The organism is Curtobacterium sp. C2H10, from assembly GCF_025407985.1.
Classification (GTDB): domain Bacteria; phylum Actinomycetota; class Actinomycetes; order Actinomycetales; family Microbacteriaceae; genus Curtobacterium.
Window position 1 is genome coordinate 35,711 of sequence record NZ_JABXGF010000007.1, and the last position, 21,133, is coordinate 56,843.

The following is a 21,133-nucleotide window of genomic DNA, read 5'->3' on the forward strand; positions in this document are numbered from 1 at the left end:
CACCTGGCACGATTGACCCGTGCCAGCCGCCCCGATGATCGACGCCGTCGACGTCATCCGTTTCGTCGGGCCGCAGGCGTTCGGCCGCGCGCGGGACCTCGCCCGGGCGGGCCTGGTCGACGACGTCGTCTGGCACGACGACGACGGCACCGTCACCGCCACGGTGTCCGGCTCCGCCGACGAACCGTACGAACTCCGCATCGAGACCACCCCGGCCCGCGGCGAGTTCGTCCGTCCGGTCCGCAGCACCTGCACCTGCCCGCTCGGCGGCGACTGCAAGCACGTCGCCGCCGCCCTGCTCACCGTCAACGCCCGCGCACTCGCCGCGGCCGCCGGCCCGAAGCCGGAACAGCCGGCTCCGCCGCCCTCGGACTGGAGGCACGACCTCGCCCGCCTCGCCGGCGACGACGCGCAGGTGGCCGAGCCGCAGGGCACCCCCATGGGACTGCAGTTCGAGTTGCGTGACGCGGTCTCCGCCCGGCTCGCCTCGCGTGCGCGAGCCGCCGGGCGCGCGCTGCCGACGGCCTCGCGGTCGGTGCGACTCGGCGTCCGCCCGGTGACCCGCAGCGACGCCGGCAACTGGGTTCGGGGGCAGCTGACGTGGGGCACGCTCCCCTACTCGATGAACCGGCTCGGCCTCTCCCCCGAGCAGCACGCCTGGTTCGTCCAGTTCGCCGCGCTCCACCGCGCCGGACAGCTCGCCGGGCTCCCGGGCGAGGCCGACTGGATCCACCTCGACGACTTCGGCAGCCCGCTGCTCTGGCCGCTCCTCGCGCAGGCACCGGCCCTCGGCATCGTGTTCGTCACCGGCAAGCGCGAGGGCGGTGCCGTGCTCGGTGCCGAGGCGCGTGTGCTCCTCGACGTCGCCCGGCAGGACGGCGGGCTCGTGATCGGTGCGAGCGCGATCCTCGACGGCCGACCGGCGGCTCCCGGCACGGCCCGGACGATCGGCGACCACGGCGTCTACGTCTTCCGCGAGAGCCCCGAGTTCCACGTCGCGCTCGCCCCGACTACCACCCCCGTGCCGGAGGACCAGCGGCGCATGCTCGTCGACGGCGCCCGGATCACCGTTCCGGAGCCCGAAGTCGCGGAGTTCCTCGCCGACTGGTCCCCACGGCTCCGTGGCGCGCTCGGCCTCGTCAGCGCCGACGGCTCCGTCGAGCTGCCCGAGCGCACGCCGCCCGAACTCGTGTTGACGACGACGTCCGAACCGGCCCGGGCGCCCCGGACGGACGACCGCGTGCACCTGCAGTGGCGCTGGCACGTCGACGGACGGAAGGACCCCGTCGCGCTGCACGGCCCCCTCCCGGAGCTCTCCGGGCTGCGCGCGGCCGACGACACGGGCGGCCCGACCGGACCCGGCGGCGGACTCGCGTGGTTCGAGGACGGCACGATCGACGGCGCCGACGTCGCGGTGTTCGCGAACGAGCTGTTGCCGGAGCTGCCGTCGCTCGGCGTCCGCACCGTCGTGCAGGGCGAACGCGTCGACTACGAACGGCTGACCGGTCGGCCGCACATCCGCGTGACGACCATGCCGTCGGACAAGCACGACTGGTTCGACCTCGGCATCTTCGTGTCGGTGAACGGCAAGCAGGTGCCGTTCACGCCGCTGCTCCGGGCGCTCGCGAAGCGGGACCGGCGGATGAAGCTCATCGACAACTCCTACCTCTCGTTGTCCGACCCCGCGTTCGACCGGCTGAAGGAGCTCATCGACGAGGCGCGCGACCTCGACGAGTGGGAGCCCGACCAGCCGATGACCGTGACGCCGCTGCAGGCCGGGCTGTGGTCCGAGTTCGACCAGTTGGCCGACGAGACCTCGCACGACGAGCGGTGGGAGGCGATCGCGGCGGGGCTGCTCGGGGCCACGCCACCGGAGTCGGTGCTCGTGCCGGACTCGGTGCATGCCGAGCTCCGGCCGTACCAGCACACCGGGTACGCCTGGCTGTCGTTCCTGCTGTCGCACGGGGTCGGCGGGGTGCTCGCGGACGACATGGGTCTCGGCAAGACGCTGCAGGTCCTCACGACGATCGCCGCCGCGCGCGAGTCCTCGCCGGACGCGCCGCCGTTCCTCGTCGTCGCGCCGACCTCGGTCGTCGGCAACTGGGCGGCCGAGGCAACCCGGTTCACGCCGTCGCTGCGCGTCACGACGATCGGCGCGACGACGCTGAAGGACCCCGGGCTCATCGCACGCGCTGCTGCCGCGTCGGACATCGTCGTGACGTCGTACGCGCTGCTCCGGCTCGACGCGCAGGCGTACACCGACCTGCCGTGGGCGGCCCTCGTGCTCGACGAGGCGCAGTTCGTGAAGAACCCGCAGTCGCAGACGCACCGGGTGGCGGTCGACCTCCGCGCGCCGGTGAAGTTCGCGATCACGGGCACACCGCTCGAGAACGGGCTGACGGACCTCTGGGCGCTGTTCCACATCGTCGCGCCCGGGCTGCTGTCGTCGTGGTCGCGGTTCGGGGACGACTACGTGAAGCCGCTCGGTTCGCCGGACCTCCGCGGCGCCGCCCGCCAGGAGCTCACCGCGCGGCTCCGACGGCGGATCCGGCCGCTCATGCTCCGGCGGACGAAGGAGAGCGTCGCCGCGGACCTCCCGCCGAAGCAGGAGCAGGTCGTCCGGGTGACGCTCGACCCCGCGCACCGGACCCTGTACGAGACGACGTTGAACCGGGAGCGCCTGAAGGTCCTCGACCTCATCGACGACCTCGCGAAGAACCGGATGATCGTGTTCCGGTCGCTGACCCTGCTGCGGATGCTCGCGCTGTCGCCGGCGCTGGTCGACGGTTCGCGAGAGGACCTGTCCTCCGCGAAGCTCGACCTGCTGCTCGACGAGCTCGAACAGCTCGCCGCCGAGGGTCGCCGCGCCCTGGTGTTCAGCCAGTTCACGTCGTTCCTCCGCAGGGTGGCCACCGCGCTCGACGACCGGGGCGTCGGCTACGAGTACCTCGACGGCTCGACGAGGCGCCGCCCCGAGGTCATCGACCGCTTCCGGAACGGCACCGCCCCGGCCTTCCTCATCTCGCTCAAGGCCGGTGGCTTCGGGCTGACCCTGACCGAGGCGGACACCGTGTTCGTGCTCGACCCGTGGTGGAACCCCGCCGCCGAGAACCAGGCGGTGGACCGGACGCACCGCATCGGCCAGACCCGGTCGGTGAACGTGCAGCGGTTCATCGCCGAGGACACCATCGAGGAGAAGGTCCTTGCGCTCGCGGCGAAGAAGGCCGAGCTGTTCGCGACGATGATCGACGACGACGCCCTCTTCGCCGAGGACCTCACGGCCGACGACATCCGCTCCCTGCTGGCCTGACGCGTGGGCGCGCCGCTGGGCGCACGGTGCGGAGCACCGACTGACGGAACGCGCACGGTGCGCGCTCCGGCGTCGCGCCCACCCTGACCGGCCAATGGAACGCGCGCCGTGCGGGACTGGAGGCGCGGGTCGGGCCCGCACCGCGCCTCCAGTCCGCCGGCGGCGCGGCAGCAGGACGAGTGACGTGCCGGGGGACCACGGCGGTGCGTGGTCCCGCGGGACGTGGGCCGTGCCGAGGGTCAGCGGGCGAGGGCGTCGATCGCGGCGACCTCGTCGGACGACAGCTCGATCCGGGCACCGGCGGCGTTCGACCGGATGCGCTCGGGGTTCGACGACTTCGGGATGACGACGAACCCGTGCGCGACGTGCCAGGCAACGATGACCTGCGCGCTGTCCGCGTCGTGTGCGGTCGCGATGTCGACGAGCGTCGGGTCCTGCAGGTTGCTCGCCTTGAAGGGGCTGTAGCCCTCGAGGACGACCCCGCGGGACGCGAGCCCGTCGGCCACGGCGCGGTCGAACTCGACGGGGCTCCACTTGATCTGGTTCACGGCCGGGGCAGTCCCCGTGGCAGAGGTGATCTCGTCGATCTGCGCGAGGGAGTAGTTGCTCACCCCGACCGCCTTCGTGAGGCCGTCCGACTGCGCCTGGACGACCTGCTCCCACACGTCCGGGCGTGCCTCGCCGTTCGGCGGCCAGTGCACGAGCCAGAGGTCGAGGTGGTCGAGGCCGAGCTGGTCGAGGCTCTCCTCGATGGTCTCCCGCACGCGGTCGGCGTTGTCCGGCGGCAGCTTGGTCGTCACGAAGACGTCGTCGCGGGCGAGTCCGGACTCGGCGACGGCCTTCCCGACGCCGCGCTGGTTGCGGTACCCGGTGGCGGTGTCGATGTGGCGGTACCCGGCCGCCAGTGCTTCGCCGACGGCGGCGGGCGCCTCGGCGTCGGGGATCTGCCAGGTGCCGAAGCCGAGGAGCGGCATCGACCCACCGGTGACGGACACGGACGGGTTCGCGTAATCGGTCATGCACCCGTGTCTACGCCATGCCCGCGGAACGGTGTCAGAGCGAGGCGGTCCACTCGGCGACGGTGACGACCTCCGCCTGCCGCGGGAAGACCTTCTCGGTGAGGACGCGGTGGACCTCCGCGTCGCCGTCGGCACATGCGTCCGAGAGGACCGTCAGCCCGAAGTCGAGGTCGGCCGCCTGGCGCAGCGTCGAGAGGACGACGCCGCTCGTCGCGATCCCGGCGAGCACGAGGTCGCGGACCTCGAGGCCGCGGAGCAGCACCTCGAGGTCGGACCCGGCGAAGGCGCTGACGCGGAGCTTCGTCACGACGAGGTCGTCGTCCCCGACCCCGAACGCGCTGTGCACGTCCGTCGACCCCGGCGTCTGGGACCCGATGCGCTCCCGCATCCCGCCGAACATCTTGTTCGTGCGCGCGGCCTCGGGTGCGCCCGGCCGGAACGCCACGCGGACGAAGACCACGGGGATGCCGCGCTCCCGGGCGGCCGAGACCGCTGCCGTCGCCGCAGCCAGGGCCTCGTCCGTGCCGAGTCGTTCGACGATGCTGTTCTGGTAGTCCATGACGAGGAGTGCGGTGCCCACCTCGTGGACGCTACTCCGGTGGGCCGGGCGGCCGACCCTCCGCCGGGGTCCGGGGCGATGTCCGACGTGTCCGGCATCATCGTCGGTGCACCGCACCACCGCACCACCAGGAGCTCCACCCACGCATGACGTCCCGCCGACGCCGCACCCGCACCCGCACCCGCACCAGCCTCACGTCCGTCCTCGTCGTCCTCGCACTCGCCGTCGGCGGGTACGCCCTGCACACCGCGGGCATCATCGCGCCCGACGCCGAAGCCGCACCGGCGACGACCAGCGCGCCCACGGGGACCGACGCCCCCACCATCGAGACGGAACCGGGCGCGCCGGGGACGACCCGCGCCTCCCGAACCGACGCGACGAGCGCACCGAGCGCGCCGACCGCGACCGATGCCGATGCCGCAACAGCAGCCACCGCGCGGGCCGAACTCGCCGCCCTGCCGGTCAAGGGCAAGGCCCCCGCCACCGGGTACGACCGGGTCGGTGACTTCGGCACCGCGTGGCTCGACGTCGACCGGAACGGCTGCGACACGCGGAACGACGTGCTGGCGCGGGACCTCTCGGCGATCACCCGCCAGGGCCCCTGCCGGGTGCTCACCGGGACGCTCGTGTCGCCGTACACCTGGGCGACGATCGGCTTCGTGCGCGGCGAGAGGACCTCCACCCTCGTGCAGATCGACCACGTCGTCGCGCTCGAGAACGCCTGGCGGACCGGGGCCCAGCAGCTCTCGCAGCGTGAGCGGGAGTCGCTCGCCAACGATCCGGCGAACCTGTTCGCGGTGGACCAGCACTCGAACGCGCAGAAGCGTTCCGGCGACGCCGCGACCTGGCTGCCGGCGGACAAGTCGTTCCGGTGCACGTACATCGAGCACCAGGTGGCGGTGAAGACGAAGTACCGCCTGTGGGTGGCCCCCGCCGAGCACGACGCGATGGAGCGGATCCTGCGGACCTGCTGAGCACGGCCGCAAGACAACAGGTGTAGCCTATCTCCCGTCGATGCGAATGCATCGTTCGGACTCGCTGCTCCACCGCGGACCCCGAGCCCTTCACCGTCGAAGACCTCAGGAGGCCTCCCCATGACCGCAACCAGCTCCCCCGCAACCAGCTCCCCCGCGCACCGCTTCACCGACCGCGTCGTCCTCATCACCGGCGGCGGCTCCGGCCTCGGGCGTGCGACCGCCGTCCGTCTCGCCGCCGAGGGCGCGAAGCTCTCCCTCGTCGACGTCTCCGCCGAGGGACTCGAGGCTTCGAAGGCGGCCGTGCTCGAGACCGCCCCCGACGCCGAGGTCCTCACCACCGTCGCCGACGTCTCGGACGAGGCCCAGGTCGAGGCGTACGCCACCGCCACCACCGAGCGCTTCGGCCGCATCGACGGCTTCTTCAACAACGCCGGCATCGAGGGCAAGCAGAACCCGACCGAGTCGTTCACCGCCGCCGAGTTCGACAAGGTCGTCTCGATCAACCTGCGCGGCGTGTTCCTCGGCCTCGAGAAGGTCCTGAAGACCATGCGCGAGCAGGGCTCCGGCATGGTCGTCAACACGGCGAGCGTCGGCGGCATCCGCGGCATCGGCAACCAGTCCGGCTACGCCGCCGCCAAGCACGGGGTCGTCGGTCTCACCCGCAACTCGGCCGTCGAGTACGGCCGCTACGGCATCCGCATCAACGCCATCGCCCCCGGCGCCATCTGGACGCCGATGGTCGAGAACTCGATGAAGCAGCTCGACCCGGAGAACCCCCGCAAGGCCGCCGAGGAGTTCATCCAGGTCAACCCCTCCAAGCGCTACGGCGAGGCGCCCGAGATCGCCGCCGTCGTCGCCTTCCTGCTGTCCGACGACGCCTCGTACGTCAACGCCACGGTCGTCCCGATCGACGGCGGACAGTCCGCCGCGTACTGAGTCACGCAGCCCGGCGCGCGCCCACCTCGACGTGCGCTGGGCATCGGCCTGGAGGCGCGGCGCACCCCCGCCCCGCGTGGCAGGCTGCGGACATGGCTGAGCAACTCACGGTCCCGCAGGCGTTCGCGCTCCTCCAGATCGAGTCCGACGGGCGGAAGTCCACGGACGTGCAGACCCTCGACGCGGGGCTCGCCGGTGCCGTCCTCGCGGACCTCGCCCTGCGGGGCGTCGTCTCGCTGCAGGACGGCTTCGTCACCGTCGTGAACGGTGCGGCCACCGGCGACCCGGTGCTCGACGGGGTCGTCGGCACCATCGCCGCCGCCGACAAGCCCCGCAAGGCGAAGTGGTGGATCACCCGCATCGGCAAGCGACCGCTGCGGGACGACGTGTTCGCCGGACTCATCGCACGCGGCCTCATCACGCTCGAACAGGGCAAGACGCTCGGCATCTTCCCCACCACGAAGTACCCGGAGCGCGACGGTGGCCCCGAGGCGCTCCTCCGCGCCGGCATCGGCGACGTCCTCGCCGGGCGCGCCGAGCCCACGCCGTTCGCCGCCGCCGTCATCAGCCTGCTCGACGCGACCAGCACGCTCCGCAAGCAGTTCGGCAAGGTCGACCGGGCGCTCGTGAAGGAGGTCACCTCGGGCGGCTGGGCCAGCCCCGCGGTCAAGGCCGTGCTCGAGGACATCCAGACGGCGGCGATCATGGCGACGGTGGCGGCGAGCACCGCCGCGACGACGGCGACGATCTCCTCAAGCTGAGCCCGATCGCCGGCGTCCGTGCTGCGACGTCGTGACGACGCCGTCGGCCGTGACAGCATGGTGGACGACCCTCGGGAGGGAACCGCATGAGCACCAACGACCAGACCGGATCCGCCTTCGGCCGTGGCGTCGACAAGACCCCGCCGACCGCCGCCGCCGAACTCCGGCGGCGCATGGCGACCTCGCCGGCCGGCTTCCTCCGCAGCGCCGCGTGGGTGCCGTGGCGTCCCGCGGACGCTCCCGACGGCGGAAGCGTCGCGCACGTGGTCATCCGCGAGAAGCCGTTCGTCCCGGTGTTCACCGACCCGGCCGAACTCGCCGCTGGCCTGCCCGACACCGAGGGCCGCCCGGTGTCGATGTCCGAGCTCGTGACGGCGCTGCCGGAGGAGTTCGGCATCGTGGTCGACCCCACGAGTGCCGCCGAGGCGAACTTCCTGCACGCCGACGTCCTCGCGGGCATGCGCGCGCAGATGCAGAGCGGTGTCCAGCTCGACGAGGACCCCGACCAGGGCTGACCCCGTCGCCTAGCGGCCGCTCGGACCGGGCTCGACGAGCTCGATGAACCGGGACAGCAGCGACAGCCCGGCGATCGAGGGCGGCAAGCCCGTCGCCAGCGCCGGCGAGTACACGAGGTACGCCGCCCACTTCGCCCGCGACAACGCCACGTTCAACCGGTTCGGCATGAGCAGGAAGTCGAACCCGCGCGGGATGTCGGCAGCGCTCGACGCCGCGAGCGACACGATCGACACGACGGCCTCGCGCCCCTGGAACAGGTCCACCGTGCCGACCTGCGTCCCCCGCAGTCCTGCGCGGTCGAGGGCGTCGCGGATCACCGCCCCCTGGGCGTTGTACGGCGCGACGACGATCACGTCCTCGTCCGTGAGCACGCGTTCGGTGTCACCGTCCACCCACCGCCGACCGACGACGTCCTGCGCGAGGGCGACGACCCGAGCCGCTTCCTCCACCGAGGACGTGGTGTTCCCCGCGTGCACGATCGGCTCCGGGTGGACGCCCGCGTCGATGCCGTCGAGGTGTCGCCCGGACACCATCGACGCGAGCTGCCCGTCGTACGACAGCGCCGACACCGACGCCGTGAGTGCCGGCTCCATCCGCCGGGTCCGCGCCAGGAAGTACCCGAACGCGTCCGGCAGCACGTGCTGGCCGTCGGCGAGCCAGCCGAGGGCCGACTCGTCGACGGGCTCCGGGTGGGACCCCTGCGACACCTGCGGCAGCTGCTGCGGGTCCCCGAGGAGGAGCAGACGCGTCGCCGCGATCGAGGACGCGATCGTCGGCGCGAGGGAGAACTGCCCGGCCTCGTCCACCACGAGCAGGTCGAGGGAGCGGCGCGGGATCGTGCCCTCGTTCGCGAAGGTCCACGCGGTCCCGCCGACGACCCCGCCCCTGCCGGTCTCGGCGCAGGACGACAGGAACGCAGCCACGGCGGCGTTGTTCTTCACGGGCGTCCACGGTGCCGATTCGACGTCGTCCGGGTCCGCTCCCGCCCGGGGCACCTTCACCACGCGGTCGGCGGGCACCCCGGCCTGCACGACCGACGCCAGGAAGTTCTCCGAGGTCGCGTGCGACTGCCCGACGACCCCGACGCGCCAGCCGTACTCGCGCACGAGCCGCGCGACGACGTTCGATCCGACGTAGGTCTTGCCCGTCCCCGGAGGACCCTGGATCGCGAGGTACGACCGGTCGAGGCCGAGCAGCGTCGCGACCACGGCCGACACCGTGTCGTCCCCCTGCACGGGGACGATCGGCCCCCGCGGCGGGACCCGGCGGAGGAGGTCGAGCGCCGGATCGGGCAGCATCGCGGGCAGGGCGTCGAGGACTTCTTGTCCCCACTCCGCGATCGCCTCGGGCTGGGGCTTCGCCCGCGGTGGTGCCGCCGGCGCGAGGGCGACCGGGAAGTCCTCGTGCGGCGAGCCGCCGACCGGCAGGCTCTCCTTCACGAGCACCTCGAAGCCGTCACCGTCCTCGAACGCGTCCAGCACGACGGCGCGGGCCGACGCGCCCTTCGAACCCGGCGCCGGAGCGGCGATCGACGGCGGGAGCGGGTCGTCGTAGACGAGGTGGGGCGTGCCTCCTGGACGGAGCCGCGAACCGGGCGCGAGCGTCCCCGACAACCGGATCTCTCGGGACTGCGACCGGGCACGCGGCAGCGTGTCCCAGTCGCGCTCGACCGACGCCCGCTCGACGACCAGCACGTCGCGGGTGTCCGCCCACTCGTCCACCGGGTTCCGCAGGCGGTCGAAGTGGTCCTGCCAGAACGTCTTCGCCTCGCGCCGGTGGTAGTCGATCGCGGCTGCGGCGAGCGCCAACGCCGTCTGGTCGGGCGTGCGGTCGAGGGCGTCGACCCCGTCGAGCTGCGCGGCGAGCGCCGTGTACACGGGGTTCGGTTCGCGGTCGACAGGGATCGGCGGGAGCAGTTCGTCCGGCTCGGCAGCGACGGGCGCGGACGAGGACGCGCGCGCTGTCGCTCGGAGCGACAGGAGCCAGTCGCGCAGCCGGAGCGTGGACCGGCAGTCGTAGGCGTTGTAGTCAGCGACCTCGTCGAGCATGTGCTGCCCGGCGGTGGCGTCACCGTTCCGGAGCTCCTCGATCGCGTCGACGTACGCCGTGATGCTGTCCGCCGCGTTCGTCACATCGCTGAGCCGCAGGTCCGAACCCGTGTACAGCGGCTCGAGCTTCTTGATGGAGTAGCTGCGGCTGCCGACCACGAGCGCCTTGCGCACGATCGGGTACAGGTCGACGAGGACCCCGGCGCGGAGCAGGTCGTCGACGGCCTCTTCACCGACGCCGTGCCGGGCAGCGAGGGACAGCAGGTGCGTCCGCTCGTACGCCGCGTAGTGGTAGATGTGCATCCCCGGGTACTGCTGCCGCCGAGCCTCGATGAAGGCGAGGAAGTCCAGCAGCGCCTGGCGCTCGTCGCGGATCGTGTGCGCCCAGAACGCCGTGAAGCGCGCCTCGGGGTCGACGAGCCCGAACAGGTAGTCGAGTCCCCAGTGGACGCCGTCCTCGGTGTGGAGCGGGTCCCCCTCGAAGTCGAAGAACACGTCGCCCGGGTCCGGCGTCGGGATCGCGTCGAGCGCTCGGGCGTCGAGCACCTCGAAGAGCGGCTTGGTCGTCCCGGTCGCCTGGGCACCGTCGGCTGCGGTCCGCGCGTGCTCGGTGTCGACCTGGAGGCGCGCCTGACGCACCAGCCGCGCTTGCGTCCCGCGCGGGAGACCGGGCACGGCCGTGGTCCGGTCCGCCAGCTCGTCGATCGTCCGCACCCCTTGCCGGATGAGCTTCGTCCGCTGGTCGAGTCGCATGCCCGCGACGAGGACCAGGTCATGGTGCTCGGCGACCTGTGTCGTGCACACGTCGCACCGGCCGCACGACGAGTACCGCGGGTCGGCCCACTGCAGCGGCTCGGTCTCGGTCATCCGCTCGGCGATCACCCGCTGCAGCTCGGCGCGCTGCGTCCGGTACACCGGCGCGATGTCGGCGAGGTCGTGCGTGGTGGTCGTGCGGTCGCCGAGCACGAGGTGGACCTGCTCGCCGGTGGGGATGCCGTGCGCCTGCATCTGCTCGGCGTACGCGGCGAGCTGCAGCAGCGCGCTGATCTTGGCGTGGCGGGCGAGCTTGGTGTCGTAGACCTCGTACTGGCCGCGGTCGTTCCGCATGATGAAGTCGGCGAAGCCGATGAAGCCCGGCGCCTCTGCCGTCGGCGGCGCGAAGAAGGTCGGTTGGTAGAGGACGTCCGCGCCGGTGCGCATCGCCTCCAGTGCGGCCGCCGCAGCCGCCGGGTACTCGGGCGGCGCCGGTCGGTCGAACTCGACGACGTCCCGGGTCTCGCGGAGGATCGCGAGGTAGTCGAGCTCGTGCTGGTCCCCCAGGCGTGCCGTGCGCTCGAGCATGTCGTCGTGCGACTCGGGCAGGGGCTCGCCCCGGCCGAGCTTCACGTCCATGCGCCGGAGGAACGCCCACTCGCAGGCCGCCCACGTCGAGAGGTCGCTCGGGCTGAGCAGGACCTGCCCGTCGCCGCCGATCTGCATGCGTCTCCCCCGTCTCCTCGGTGCCCTGCGAGCCTAGGCCCGCCCGCCGACATCACCATGCAGAAGTGAAATATGCATTGCGACATTCTGGTACTGCAGTCCATAGTGCTGTTGGATCCGCGACCGTCGCGGCTCCGTCGAAGAAGGGGAACCACATGACACGTCTGCGGCACACGATGATCGGGCTCGCTGCGACCGGCGCGCTGATCGCCGGAGGGGTGTTCGTCACCCCAGCAGCCAACGCAGCGGAAGCATCACGCACCGAGACGGACGTGATGCGCGAAGCGACGAGCCTCACTCCCACGCAGATCGATCAGGCCATCACCGAAGCGCGCGCGGTGGGCGCAGTCACGAGCACGGTGGCGACACCGGACGGCTCGGTGACGACGATCGACCTCGGGGACGGGTTCGTCTTCGACCTCGTGACGGCGCCGACGACGCAGCGCCTCGGTGCCGGCAGGGACTCCAAGGGAACCTTCGTGAGCTTCAATGCCACCGACCAGAACATGATCATCAGCGGCTCCGCGTTCGCCCTCGGCGCGGCGGTCTGCGCCGTGAGCGGCGGGACGTTCTGCGTCGTCGTCGGGGCGATCCTGACGGCTGCCACGGTCGCGATCACGGGCAGCGGCGCGATCCGCTGCGGGACGAAGCAGCTGCGGGTCTACCCGTTCGCTGGCGGCAAGGTCAAGCCGCGATGCGCCTGAGGCGTGCGAGCGCCGTGCGCCGATTCGTCACCAGCCTGCCGTTCGCGCTGATCACCAGCGTGGGCCTGGTCGTCCTCGGTTCGGTGTCGGCGACGTGGCCCGCGACCGCCGACCATTGGTACGGACCAGCACTGGCTGCGATCGCGTTGTTCCTCGCAATGGTCTCCACCGGCAGCGCGATCCGCCGCCGGAGGAACCGTCGGCCCTGAGCGACGGCACGCACAGCCCGTCGCCCGCACCGACGCCGGCGCGGGCGACGGCTGACGATCAGATCGTCAGACAGCGGCCACGCGGACGAAGCGCGGCCCCTCGTAGCCGTCCCGGGACACCCACGACGTGAAGTCCGCGAGCGACCGCACCCAGTGCCCGCGCTCCCCGTACAGCGCCTGGTAGACGACCACCGGTTCCTCGGTCTCGACGTCCCGCGCCACGAGGACCACCTCGTACTCGCCGCCCTTGAAGTGCCGGTACCGTCCAGGCGTCACGTCGTCGACCATGCTCCCGATGCTAGGGCCGTCGCGGTCCCTAGACTCGGCTCCATGACCGAGCCGGCACGCACCGAACGTGGTCTCGACCGCCTCGTGAACTTCTCCGACGCGACCGTCGCCATCGCGATCACGATCCTGATCCTCCCGCTCGTCGACCTGGCGGGCGAACTCAGCGGTGGCAGGGGCGCCGGGGACCTGCTGCAGGAGCACTGGCCGGCGCTCCTCGAGTTCTTCATCACGTTCTGGGTCATCGCCCGCTTCTGGACGCTGCACCACCAGGTGTTCGAGCACGTCCGCTCGTACAACATCCGCGTGATGCAGCTCAACTTCGTGTGGCTCGTGAGCATCGCGTTCCTGCCCTTCGCCGCGAACCTGCTCAACACCGAGGTCGAGGGCGACCGGGTCGCACACGCCCTCTACCTGGGCAGCATGGTCGTGACGAGCCTCACGCTGACCGCGATCGAGTGGGAGCTCCGCCGCTCCCCGGAGCTGCTCTCCTCGCCGCTCGGTGACTGGCGGAAGGGTCCGATCGCCGCCGTGCTGCTCGCCCTCGCGCTCGTCCTCTCGATGATCTTCCCGTCGATCGGCCTCTACTGGGTGCTCCTCCTGGTCCTGCAGGGCACGCTGGGCCGACTGCTGCCGAAGCCCCGCACCTGACCCGACCGGTTCGGACGCCGCGGCCCGCCCGCCGCGGCTCGTCACACGCGGTCATGTCGATGCTCCCGAGCTCCTGAGGACGTACCGTCGCGACATGACCGTCGCCGCAGCAGTCGCCGTCCTCGTGGGAGTCCTCGCACTCGCCACGGCCCTCGGCCTGCTCCTGCGCGCGCGGACCGGGCGGGCCCGCCCCACGCGGACGAACGACACCCGCACCACCACTGCCGATCCGACGACCGCCGACCTCGCCCCAGCCGAGGCCTTCGGCACCGAGGCCACCCTCGTCCAGTTCTCCACGCCCACCTGCGCCCGCTGCCCGGCCACCCGTCGCCAGCTCGACGCCCTCGCCGCCGAGCACCCCGGCGTCACCCGTCTCGAGATCGACCTCGCAGAACGCCCCGAGCTCGCCCGACGCTTCGCCGTCATGCAGACCCCCACGGTCCTGCTCCTCGACCGAGGCCGCGCGGTGCACACCCGGTTCGGCGGCCCGCCACGACCCGCCGAGCTCACCGCAGCCCTCGACACCGTCCTCACAGCACCAGCAGCAGCACCAGCAACGACCCCCGGAGACGAGTCCCCATGACCGCCACGAACGACCCTGCCCGCGGCATCGACCCCCGTTCCCCGAGGTTCGGCGCCGCCATCACGACCGTCCTCCTCGCGGCGACGATCGTCCTCACCCTGATCCCCACGACGTGGCCGATCGGCATCGCACTGCTCGCCGTCATCGTCGTGTTCTTCGCCATCGGCGGCATCGCCGGCATCCGCCGCCACCCCTACGGCGCGCTGTTCCGCCGGCTCGTCCGCCCGAGGCTCGGCCCGCCCGCCGAGCTCGAGGCCCCGGAACCCCCGACCTTCGCCCAGCAGGTCGGCCTCGTCATCACGGCCCTCGCCCTCGTCCTCGCGCTCGTCGGCGTCCCGTACGCGGCCCCCGTCGGTGCGGCGATCGCGCTCGTCGCCGCGTTCCTCAACGCCGTCTTCGACGTCTGCATCGGCTGCCTCCTCTACGTGTGGCTGGTCCGCGCAGGCGTCTTCCGCCAGCGGTCCGCGGTCTGATCACGGGCCAGGAGGCGCGACCCACCCCCGCGACGCAGGTCGCGTCCTCGAGGTGATCCGCGCCTCCTGGCACCCGTGCCCCGTCTCGTAGGCTGACCGCATGGGGGACCACACCACACCACTGCTCAAGAAGGTCGCGACCTACCTCGCCGACCACGAGAACTCCGGCGCGGCCGACATCATCCCCGGCTACGCGCCCCCGGCCAGCTCCCGCCCGAGCCGCCGGATCGAGGTCGGCGGACGCCTCACCCTCACGCCCGAGGTCATCTGGTTCACCGCCCACCCGCTCAACTTCGCCCGCTCCGACTTCGGGATCCCCGTCGAGGAGATCGCCCGACTCGACGACGTGTCGAGCGGCCTGCGGAAGAAGGTCCGGATCACCCTGCGGAGCGGGATCGAGCCGACCTTCCTGATGTGGGGCATCCCCCGCTTCATCGAGGCGGTGGAGCGGGCGCGCAGCGCGCTCTGAACGGACGGACTGGAGGCGCGGCTCGCCTCCGCCCAGAGGTGGCGGCGGAGGATCCCCCCACGACATCCTCCGCCGCCACGACTCGAGCGCGCAACGGCTCAGTGCGTCGCGAGCGCCTGCTCGGTCAGCGCGACCAGGTCGTCCGCGCGCAGGCTCGGCCACCCGTGCAGGAGCTCGCGCCACTCGCCCGGCAGCGCGGCCGCGCCGTACAGCGCACCCGCGAGCCCACCGGCGATCGCGGCCACCGTGTCGGTGTCGTTCCCGGTCCGGACCGCGCGGACGAGGGCGTCCTCGAGCGACGAACTCCGCTTGACCGCCGAGTAGGCGGCCTGCATCGCGGACACGACCCACCCGTTCGAGTCCGTGAAGTCGACCGGCTCGGAGTGCTCTGCCGTGACGAGCCGGTCCACCCACAGCCGACGCTTCTCGAGGTCGAGCAGGTCGAGGCCCCGCAGTACGTCGAGCTCGCCGGTGAGCACCGCGTGCCGGATCGCCACGCACCAGAGCACGCACGCGTCCCCGGCGTCCGACTCGTAGTGCGTGAGGTCGCTGATCGCCCGGGCGGCCTCGGCGAGCCGGAGCTCCTCGTCGGCCGCACCGGTCAGGTACCCGAGCACGAGCGGCGCCGTCCGCATGAGCGATCCGTTGCCGGCCGACTGCCCCTTGTACTCGTGTTCCTGCCGGGCCGCAGCGCGTGCGTGGGAGGCGACCCGCGCCTCCAGACCCGTGAGGACGTTGCGCGTCTGGATGCCGACGTCGGGCGCGGTGACGGCCCACGCTGCCCAGGCCGCGACGAGGCCGTCGAGCGCTTCCTCGGATGCCGGGTCGCCGCCGCGCGCGAGCGTGCGGAGGATCGGGACGGCCATGCTCGTGTCGTCCGTCCACTCCCCCGGAGCCCAGCCGAACGAGCCGCCGCCGGCCATCCGGATCGGGGTGGGTTCGGGGACGGCGGGGCGGAACTCGTAGCCCGCGCCGAGCGCGTCGCCCGCGGCGGAGCCGATGACGGCGCCGATCGCCCGGTCGGTCTGTTCGGTGGTCAGCATGGCCGCCTCCTCAGGTTTGCGCGGAATTGCGTAAACCCGAGTCTGCACGATCGTCGCAGTTTGCGCAAGTGTGCGTAAACTCATCGCCATGGCGAACCAGTACCGCGACGCAAGCGGCAAGCGGCTGACCGACTACCCGCGGCCGTCCGTCGCCGTCGACACCGCGGTGCTGACGGTGCCGACCGGGGGCGATCTCTCCGTCCTGCAGGTGCGCGACGCGATCGACGGCGACTGGCGGCTGCCGGGGACGTTCGTGCACGAGGGCGAGCGGCTGGCCTCGGCGGTCCTGCGGTCGCTGTCGGACAAGGCCGGCGTGACGGGGCTGGCGCCGACGCAGCTGCACGTGTTCGACGACCCCGCGCGGGACGACCGGGGATGGGTGCTATCGGTGGCGCACCTCGACGTGGTGCCCTTCTCAGCACTGTCGTCGTCGCTGAACCCGTCACAGGCGCGCCTGGTCCCGGTCGACACCGCGACGGGGATGGTGCACGGGCACGACGACATCGTGGCTTTCGCGGTGGCCTCCTTGCGGGCGTCGTACGCTGCGGCACCCGATCCGCGAGGCCTCCTGGCCGAGCCGTTCACGATGTCGGAACTGCGGCACGTGCACGAGGCCGTCCGTGGCGAGCGACTCCTGCCCGACTCGTTCCGCCGGGCGATGCTGCCGCTGCTCGTCGACACGGGCTCGCGCGCTGCCGCGGGCCCGGGCAAGCCGGCGACCCGGTACCGGCGCGCCTGAGGCCGCCTGCTTGGTGAGCAGAAACGGTCGGGTCCGAGGCGCCGACCCGACACTTTCTGCTCACGAAACGCGCCGACGAAACACGAAAGTAACTTGCAGCACTGGCGAGTGTCGGTGCAATGCGCTTTCATGGAGCGCATGACGATTGCTGACCGTACCGACCGCGCCGACGCGTTCGCCCTCGTCCGGACCCAGTCCGGCGCGATGCCGACGAGCATGCGCGCGATCGCCGACGCCGTCCTCGACGACCCCGGCACCGCGGCCACCACGAGCGCCGCCGAACTCGCCGACCGCGCCGGGGTCTCCCCCGCGACCGTCTCCCGCTTCGCCCAGCACCTCGGGTTCGCGAACTTCGCCGCACTCCAGCGCAGCATGACCCGGGCCGTCGAGCGCGGCATCCACGAGCGCCGCGAGACCGAGATCCACGCGGGCGTCAGCGTCGACGACGACGTCACCACCGTGATCGCGAAGGTCACCGAGGACGTCCGCGCCGTGATGAGCGACACCCGCGCCACGCTCGATCCGTTCGCCCTCGAAGCCGCAGCGGTCCGCATCAGCGAGGCCCGGCGGGTCGTCCTGTACGGCGTCGGCGCGAGCGGCATCGTCGCCCGCGATCTCCACCTCAAGCTCGAACGCATCGGCATCGCGAGCTCGATCGCGGATGACCCGCACAACGCCCTGACGCTCGCGAGCGTCCTCGGCCCGAAGGACGTCCTCGTCATCACGAGCCACTCCGGCACCACGGTCGAGGCGCTCGAGGTCGCCACCGAGGCCAAGATGCAGGAGGCCACCGTCGTCGCGATCACCGGCCACGCCACCTCGCCACTGACCCACCACACCGACCACGTCCTGCTGGGCGTCGCCGGCGCCGAGAGCGACCTCCGCCCCGCCGCGATGGGCAGCCGGATGAGTCAGCTCGCCATCGTCGACGCCCTGTTCATCGTCGTCGCCCAGCGCACCGACGAACGCTCCCGCCCGCTCCTCGCACGCAGCCGCCACGCGGTCCGCACGCATCACCGTTCCTGAATCGAGCACCATGCACCACCACGACGACCTCCGCGAGGAGCTGCAGCACCTCGCGACCGAGGCCACCGACTCGTCCCTCGACGACATCGACCTCGTCTCCACCCTCGAGGCTGCCCAGCGCATGAACGCGCTCGACCGCAGCGTGCCCGCGGCACTCGAGCCGTGCCTCCCGGCCATCGCCCTCGCCGCCGACTCGATCGCCGCAGCGTTCTCGCGCGGCGGCCGCCTGATCTACGTCGGCGCCGGCACGCCGGGCCGGCTCGGCGTCCTCGACGCCAGCGAGTGCCCACCCACCTTCGGCACCGACCCCGCGCAGGTCGTCGGCGTCATCGCCGGCGGTTCCGTCGCCCTCACCACCGCCGTCGAAGGCGCAGAAGACGACGAAGCAGCCGCCGTCCGCGACCTCGACGCGCTCGGCCTGACGGCCGACGACGTGGTCGTCGGGATCAGCGCGTCCGGCAGGACCCCCTACGTCATCGCGGCCATCCTGGAGGCGCGGCGCAGGTCCGCCTTGTCCGTCTCCGTCGCGTGCAACCCCGACTCGGCCGCGGGGCGGGAAGCCGACATCGCCATCGACGTGGTCGTCGGTCCCGAATTCATCGCCGGGTCGACCCGCCTGAAGGCGGGGACCGCGCAGAAGCTCGTGCTGAACATGCTCACGACGCTGGCGATGGTGCGCAGCAACAAGACGTACGGCAACCGGATGGTCGACGTGCGGGCGACGAACGAGAAGCTCGTCGCGCGGTCGTTCTCGCTCGTACAGGACGTGACCGAGGCTGCTCCGGCCGAGGTCGCTGCTGCCCTCGATGCTGCGGACGGCGAGGTCAAGACGGCCATCGCGATGATCCTCACCGGGTCGCCAGCATCCGTCGTCCGTTCTCGGCTCGCTGCTGCCGACGGCTCCTTGCGCGCCGTCATTTCCTGATCTTTCCCGTTCGTCCTTCCTTCCCCCGAGGAGCACCATCAATGACCGATGCACAGCAACTCGCACAACAGATCCTCGACACCGTCGGTGGGTCCTCGAACATCGCCGACGTCGAGAACTGCATGACCCGGCTGCGGGTCGAGGTGGCTTCTCCTTCCTCTGTTGATCTGCCCGCTCTCCAGGCCACCGAGGGGGTCATGGCCGCGATCGCCGCCGGGTCAAACCTGCAGATCGTGCTCGGGCCGGGGTTGGTGGACCGGGTGGCTGATTCGCTGGAGTCTTTGCGTGCTGCTCCTGTTCCGGGTGCGCCCTCGGCTTCGGTGTCGCCCGAGGAGCTGGCGGCGCGGGGCGCGTCGATCAAGGCATCCGCCCGTGCCCGTTCCGACGGCCGCACCATGCGTGCCATCCGTCGCATCTCGGCCATCTTCATCCCACTCATCCCCGCGCTGATCGCCTGCGGGCTCATCGCCGGGATCAACGGCATCCTGACGAACCTCGGGTGGTTGCCCGGGGTGACACCGTTCCTCGGCGTGCTGTCCTCCGGCTTCCTGTCCCTGCTCGCCGTGTTCGTCGGGATGAACGCCGCGAAGGAGTTCGGCGGGACGCCCATCCTCGGCGGGGCCGTCGGCGGCATCATCGTCGCTGCGGGTGTCGCGAACGTCACCGTGTTCGGCGAGACCCTCGCGCCCGGGCAGGGCGGTGTGCTCGGAGCGCTGGCGGGCGGCATCCTCGCCGCCTACGTCGAGCGCTTCATGCGGAAGGTCACGCCGGACGTCATCGCGCTCATCGTCGTGCCGACCGTCACCGTGCTCGTCGCCGGCTCCGTGACGCTCGGCATCCTGATGTCCGTCGCCGGCGTCGTCTCTGTCGCCATCGGCACCGCGGCGACCTGGCTGCTCGCGAACGGCGGGGCCTTCGCCGGCTTCATCCTCGGCGGGCTCTTCCTGCCGCTCGTCATGACCGGCATGCACCAGGGGCTCATCCCGATCCACGCCACGCTCATCGAGCAGACCGGGTGGACCGTGCTGCTCCCCGTACTGGCGATGGGTGGTGCCGGGCAGATCGGTGCGTGCATCGCGCTGTGGGTGCGGTTCCGGTCGAACGCCTCGCTCGTGCGGACCATCCGCGGGGCGCTGCCGGCTGGGTTCCTCGGGGTCGGCGAGCCGCTGATCTACGGGGTGACGCTCCCCCTCGGGCGGCCGTTCATCACTGCGTGCATCGGTGGGGCGTTCGGTGGCGGGGTCGTCGGGCTGTTCGACCAGCTCGGGCACTCCGTGGGGGCGATCGCCATCGGGGCGTCGGACCTGTCGCTCATCCCGCTGTTGAACGGGTCCTCTGGCTACGGCTGGGCGTTGCTCGGGTACGGGTCGGGGCTCGTGGTGGCGTACGTGGTGGGGTTCGTGGCGACCATGGTGTTCGGGGTGTCGGACTCGGTGCGGGCTGATCTGGAGGCGGAGTCGGCGGCTCCGTCCAGAGACCCGGTCGCTCCCTCCGCGCCGCTTGCAACCGTTTCCGCTGCAGCGTCAGCTGCCGAACCGGTAGGGGCTGAGCGGTGATGCGGTTGGACGCGAGCGCGTGCCAGGCAAATGCTCCGCTCGCTGGTCCTGCGGTCTCGGCCGCGGCTTCAGTCGGTGCCTCGCTCGCGTCCACGTCGTTGTACGGGTGTCCGGCTCGTGGCGGCAGTCAAAGATTCCCGGCTCGCGGCCGTCGTCGTTTCTTCCCAAACGGCTCGGCTGCTAGGCAGTTCGCCGTGGGGGTTCCTGCGGCCGATCGGGACGGCATGGGTCCGGCTCGACTTCGGGTTCTCCCCACCGAGGCTCACCCGATCGCTCGGTGCTGCCAATTGCACTCGACCCAAGCACCCTGCGCGACGCTGACCTCGCACCGTTCGCTAACCAGCACGTCGAGCTCATCGACCACTTCTCCCCGCTGAAGTGGACCGGGATCGCGCTGGCGTCCGTCGGTCGCGGTCGCCCGTTCGTTTGGGTCGTTGGTCGGGGTGTTCGTCGCGGGTGACTCCGTCCGACGCCGGGCGCTCGCGGAGGGGCCGCCGACCGTCACGGAACATTGGACAAAGCCAGTCGCTGGCGCCCTTCGACGCAGGTGTGGACGACGTCTACATGGAGATTCCGCGTCGACCGATCGCTCGCGTGCGTGCCCCCGGTCTGTCGTCGGGAACGAAGTCGTCGTGCTGGATGATATTGCGTCGCCGGGCATGCCCCCGACGGTGCTCAAAGAGCTGGCGGTTCCCAATCGGAACTCCCCGATGCTACCGAAGCGATGACCGGCAGGAGCACCGGCGGGAGTGTTTAGCTGGGATGCCGCTGGCCAAAGCGGCTCGTGAGCCGAGGCCGGCAGGGTCGGGCGCCGTGCACTTGCCGGCAGCGGGGACGTACTAGGGGAGGTGGAGGTTACGTCGCG

20 protein-coding genes are annotated in these 21,133 nt (G+C 71.7%); 15 read left to right on the top strand and 5 right to left on the bottom strand.

The annotated features are described in order from the left end of the window. Positions 1 to 19 precede the first annotated feature (19 nt). Positions 20 to 3,310 carry a DEAD/DEAH box helicase gene (locus HWD93_RS05410; RefSeq protein WP_261646264.1) on the top strand — a complete coding sequence of 1,097 codons (3,291 nt, stop codon included), beginning with the start codon at positions 20 to 22 and terminating at the stop codon, positions 3,308 to 3,310. Between the two features lie 239 nt (positions 3,311 to 3,549). Here HWD93_RS05410 and HWD93_RS05415 read toward each other — a convergent pair whose 3' ends face one another. Then, positions 3,550 to 4,329 (bottom strand): aldo/keto reductase, encoded by a 780-nt coding sequence (locus tag HWD93_RS05415; protein WP_261646265.1) that lies wholly within the window; start codon positions 4,327 to 4,329, stop codon positions 3,550 to 3,552. A 34-nt stretch (positions 4,330 to 4,363) separates the two neighbouring features. Beyond that, positions 4,364 to 4,909, bottom strand: coding sequence for a cysteine hydrolase family protein (locus HWD93_RS05420; protein ID WP_070418575.1), 546 nt, complete (start codon positions 4,907 to 4,909; stop codon positions 4,364 to 4,366). 125 nt (positions 4,910 to 5,034) lie between these two features. Between HWD93_RS05420 and HWD93_RS05425 the strand changes: the two genes are divergently transcribed. From HWD93_RS05425 to HWD93_RS05440, 4 genes are all read left to right on the top strand, one after another. Next, positions 5,035 to 5,862, top strand: a complete 828-nt coding sequence (locus HWD93_RS05425) for an HNH endonuclease family protein (RefSeq protein ID WP_261646266.1) — start codon at positions 5,035 to 5,037, stop codon at positions 5,860 to 5,862. 120 nt (positions 5,863 to 5,982) lie between these two features. Continuing rightward, positions 5,983 to 6,801 (top strand): SDR family oxidoreductase, encoded by an 819-nt coding sequence (locus HWD93_RS05430; RefSeq protein WP_261646267.1) that lies wholly within the window; start codon positions 5,983 to 5,985, stop codon positions 6,799 to 6,801. 92 nt (positions 6,802 to 6,893) lie between these two features. Beyond that, positions 6,894 to 7,562 carry a GPP34 family phosphoprotein gene (locus tag HWD93_RS05435; protein ID WP_261646268.1) on the top strand — a complete coding sequence of 223 codons (669 nt, stop codon included), beginning with the start codon at positions 6,894 to 6,896 and terminating at the stop codon, positions 7,560 to 7,562. Positions 7,563 to 7,648: 86 nt separating this feature from the next. After that, entirely contained in the window at positions 7,649 to 8,077 is a 429-nt protein-coding gene (locus tag HWD93_RS05440; protein WP_070418571.1) for an SseB family protein, read from the top strand. A gap of 9 nt (positions 8,078 to 8,086) precedes the next feature. Here HWD93_RS05440 and HWD93_RS05445 read toward each other — a convergent pair whose 3' ends face one another. Continuing rightward, positions 8,087 to 11,605, bottom strand: a complete 3,519-nt coding sequence (locus HWD93_RS05445; RefSeq protein WP_261646269.1) for a TM0106 family RecB-like putative nuclease — start codon at positions 11,603 to 11,605, stop codon at positions 8,087 to 8,089. A gap of 155 nt (positions 11,606 to 11,760) precedes the next feature. Here HWD93_RS05445 and HWD93_RS05450 point away from each other — a divergent pair, with 155 nt between their 5' ends. Then, entirely contained in the window at positions 11,761 to 12,309 is a 549-nt protein-coding gene (locus HWD93_RS05450; RefSeq protein ID WP_092387732.1) for a hypothetical protein, read from the top strand. Between the two features lie 14 nt (positions 12,310 to 12,323). Beyond that, entirely contained in the window at positions 12,324 to 12,518 is a 195-nt protein-coding gene (locus tag HWD93_RS05455) for a hypothetical protein (RefSeq protein ID WP_261646270.1), read from the top strand. Between the two features lie 66 nt (positions 12,519 to 12,584). Here the strand turns inward: HWD93_RS05455 and HWD93_RS05460 are convergent, their stop codons facing one another. Further along, entirely contained in the window at positions 12,585 to 12,806 is a 222-nt protein-coding gene (locus HWD93_RS05460; protein WP_261646271.1) for a DUF1653 domain-containing protein, read from the bottom strand. Positions 12,807 to 12,848: 42 nt separating this feature from the next. Here HWD93_RS05460 and HWD93_RS05465 point away from each other — a divergent pair, with 42 nt between their 5' ends. From HWD93_RS05465 to HWD93_RS05480, 4 genes are all read left to right on the top strand, one after another. Then, positions 12,849 to 13,454 carry a TMEM175 family protein gene (locus HWD93_RS05465; protein ID WP_070418568.1) on the top strand — a complete coding sequence of 202 codons (606 nt, stop codon included), beginning with the start codon at positions 12,849 to 12,851 and terminating at the stop codon, positions 13,452 to 13,454. Positions 13,455 to 13,548: 94 nt separating this feature from the next. Continuing rightward, on the top strand, positions 13,549 to 14,037 hold the full coding sequence (locus HWD93_RS05470; RefSeq protein WP_261646272.1) for a thioredoxin family protein: 489 nt from the start codon (positions 13,549 to 13,551) through the stop codon (positions 14,035 to 14,037). Further along, a complete protein-coding gene (locus HWD93_RS05475; protein ID WP_261646273.1) occupies positions 14,034 to 14,510 on the top strand; it encodes a DUF4395 domain-containing protein in 477 nt (158 codons plus the stop codon). Before HWD93_RS05470 ends, HWD93_RS05475 begins: the two co-directional genes overlap by 4 nt. A 100-nt stretch (positions 14,511 to 14,610) precedes the next feature. After that, entirely contained in the window at positions 14,611 to 14,979 is a 369-nt protein-coding gene (locus tag HWD93_RS05480; RefSeq protein WP_261646274.1) for a hypothetical protein, read from the top strand. A gap of 98 nt (positions 14,980 to 15,077) precedes the next feature. Here the strand turns inward: HWD93_RS05480 and HWD93_RS05485 are convergent, their stop codons facing one another. Then, a complete protein-coding gene (locus HWD93_RS05485; protein WP_261646275.1) occupies positions 15,078 to 16,022 on the bottom strand; it encodes an ADP-ribosylglycohydrolase family protein in 945 nt (314 codons plus the stop codon). 88 nt (positions 16,023 to 16,110) lie between these two features. Between HWD93_RS05485 and HWD93_RS05490 the strand changes: the two genes are divergently transcribed. The 4 genes from HWD93_RS05490 (at position 16,111) to HWD93_RS05505 (ending at position 20,268) form a co-directional block, all read left to right on the top strand. After that, positions 16,111 to 16,761 (top strand): NUDIX domain-containing protein, encoded by a 651-nt coding sequence (locus HWD93_RS05490; protein WP_261646276.1) that lies wholly within the window; start codon positions 16,111 to 16,113, stop codon positions 16,759 to 16,761. Between the two features lie 138 nt (positions 16,762 to 16,899). Then, positions 16,900 to 17,787: a MurR/RpiR family transcriptional regulator gene (locus tag HWD93_RS05495; RefSeq protein WP_261646277.1), complete on the top strand. Its 888-nt coding sequence runs from the start codon at positions 16,900 to 16,902 to the stop codon at positions 17,785 to 17,787. A gap of 10 nt (positions 17,788 to 17,797) precedes the next feature. Continuing rightward, positions 17,798 to 18,712, top strand: a complete 915-nt coding sequence (gene murQ / locus HWD93_RS05500) for an N-acetylmuramic acid 6-phosphate etherase (protein ID WP_261646278.1) — start codon at positions 17,798 to 17,800, stop codon at positions 18,710 to 18,712. A 41-nt stretch (positions 18,713 to 18,753) separates the two neighbouring features. Then, complete coding sequence (locus HWD93_RS05505; RefSeq protein ID WP_261646279.1) at positions 18,754 to 20,268, top strand: PTS transporter subunit EIIC; 1,515 nt, start codon at positions 18,754 to 18,756, stop codon at positions 20,266 to 20,268. The last annotated feature ends 865 nt before the right edge of the window (positions 20,269 to 21,133 follow it).

Coding starts and splice junctions, on each gene's coding strand:
- HWD93_RS05415 (WP_261646265.1), bottom strand. CDS start 4,329: ATGACCGATTACGCGAACCCGTCCGTGTCCGTCACCGGTGGGTCGATG.
- HWD93_RS05425 (WP_261646266.1), top strand. CDS start 5,035: ATGACGTCCCGCCGACGCCGCACCCGCACCCGCACCCGCACCAGCCTC.
- HWD93_RS05430 (WP_261646267.1), top strand. CDS start 5,983: ATGACCGCAACCAGCTCCCCCGCAACCAGCTCCCCCGCGCACCGCTTC.
- HWD93_RS05435 (WP_261646268.1), top strand. CDS start 6,894: ATGGCTGAGCAACTCACGGTCCCGCAGGCGTTCGCGCTCCTCCAGATC.
- HWD93_RS05440 (WP_070418571.1), top strand. CDS start 7,649: ATGAGCACCAACGACCAGACCGGATCCGCCTTCGGCCGTGGCGTCGAC.
- HWD93_RS05445 (WP_261646269.1), bottom strand. CDS start 11,605: ATGCAGATCGGCGGCGACGGGCAGGTCCTGCTCAGCCCGAGCGACCTC.
- HWD93_RS05450 (WP_092387732.1), top strand. CDS start 11,761: ATGACACGTCTGCGGCACACGATGATCGGGCTCGCTGCGACCGGCGCG.
- HWD93_RS05460 (WP_261646271.1), bottom strand. CDS start 12,806: ATGGTCGACGACGTGACGCCTGGACGGTACCGGCACTTCAAGGGCGGC.
- HWD93_RS05465 (WP_070418568.1), top strand. CDS start 12,849: ATGACCGAGCCGGCACGCACCGAACGTGGTCTCGACCGCCTCGTGAAC.
- HWD93_RS05470 (WP_261646272.1), top strand. CDS start 13,549: ATGACCGTCGCCGCAGCAGTCGCCGTCCTCGTGGGAGTCCTCGCACTC.
- HWD93_RS05475 (WP_261646273.1), top strand. CDS start 14,034: ATGACCGCCACGAACGACCCTGCCCGCGGCATCGACCCCCGTTCCCCG.
- HWD93_RS05480 (WP_261646274.1), top strand. CDS start 14,611: ATGGGGGACCACACCACACCACTGCTCAAGAAGGTCGCGACCTACCTC.
- HWD93_RS05485 (WP_261646275.1), bottom strand. CDS start 16,022: ATGCTGACCACCGAACAGACCGACCGGGCGATCGGCGCCGTCATCGGC.
- HWD93_RS05490 (WP_261646276.1), top strand. CDS start 16,111: ATGGCGAACCAGTACCGCGACGCAAGCGGCAAGCGGCTGACCGACTAC.
- HWD93_RS05495 (WP_261646277.1), top strand. CDS start 16,900: ATGACGATTGCTGACCGTACCGACCGCGCCGACGCGTTCGCCCTCGTC.
- murQ (WP_261646278.1), top strand. CDS start 17,798: ATGCACCACCACGACGACCTCCGCGAGGAGCTGCAGCACCTCGCGACC.
- HWD93_RS05505 (WP_261646279.1), top strand. CDS start 18,754: ATGACCGATGCACAGCAACTCGCACAACAGATCCTCGACACCGTCGGT.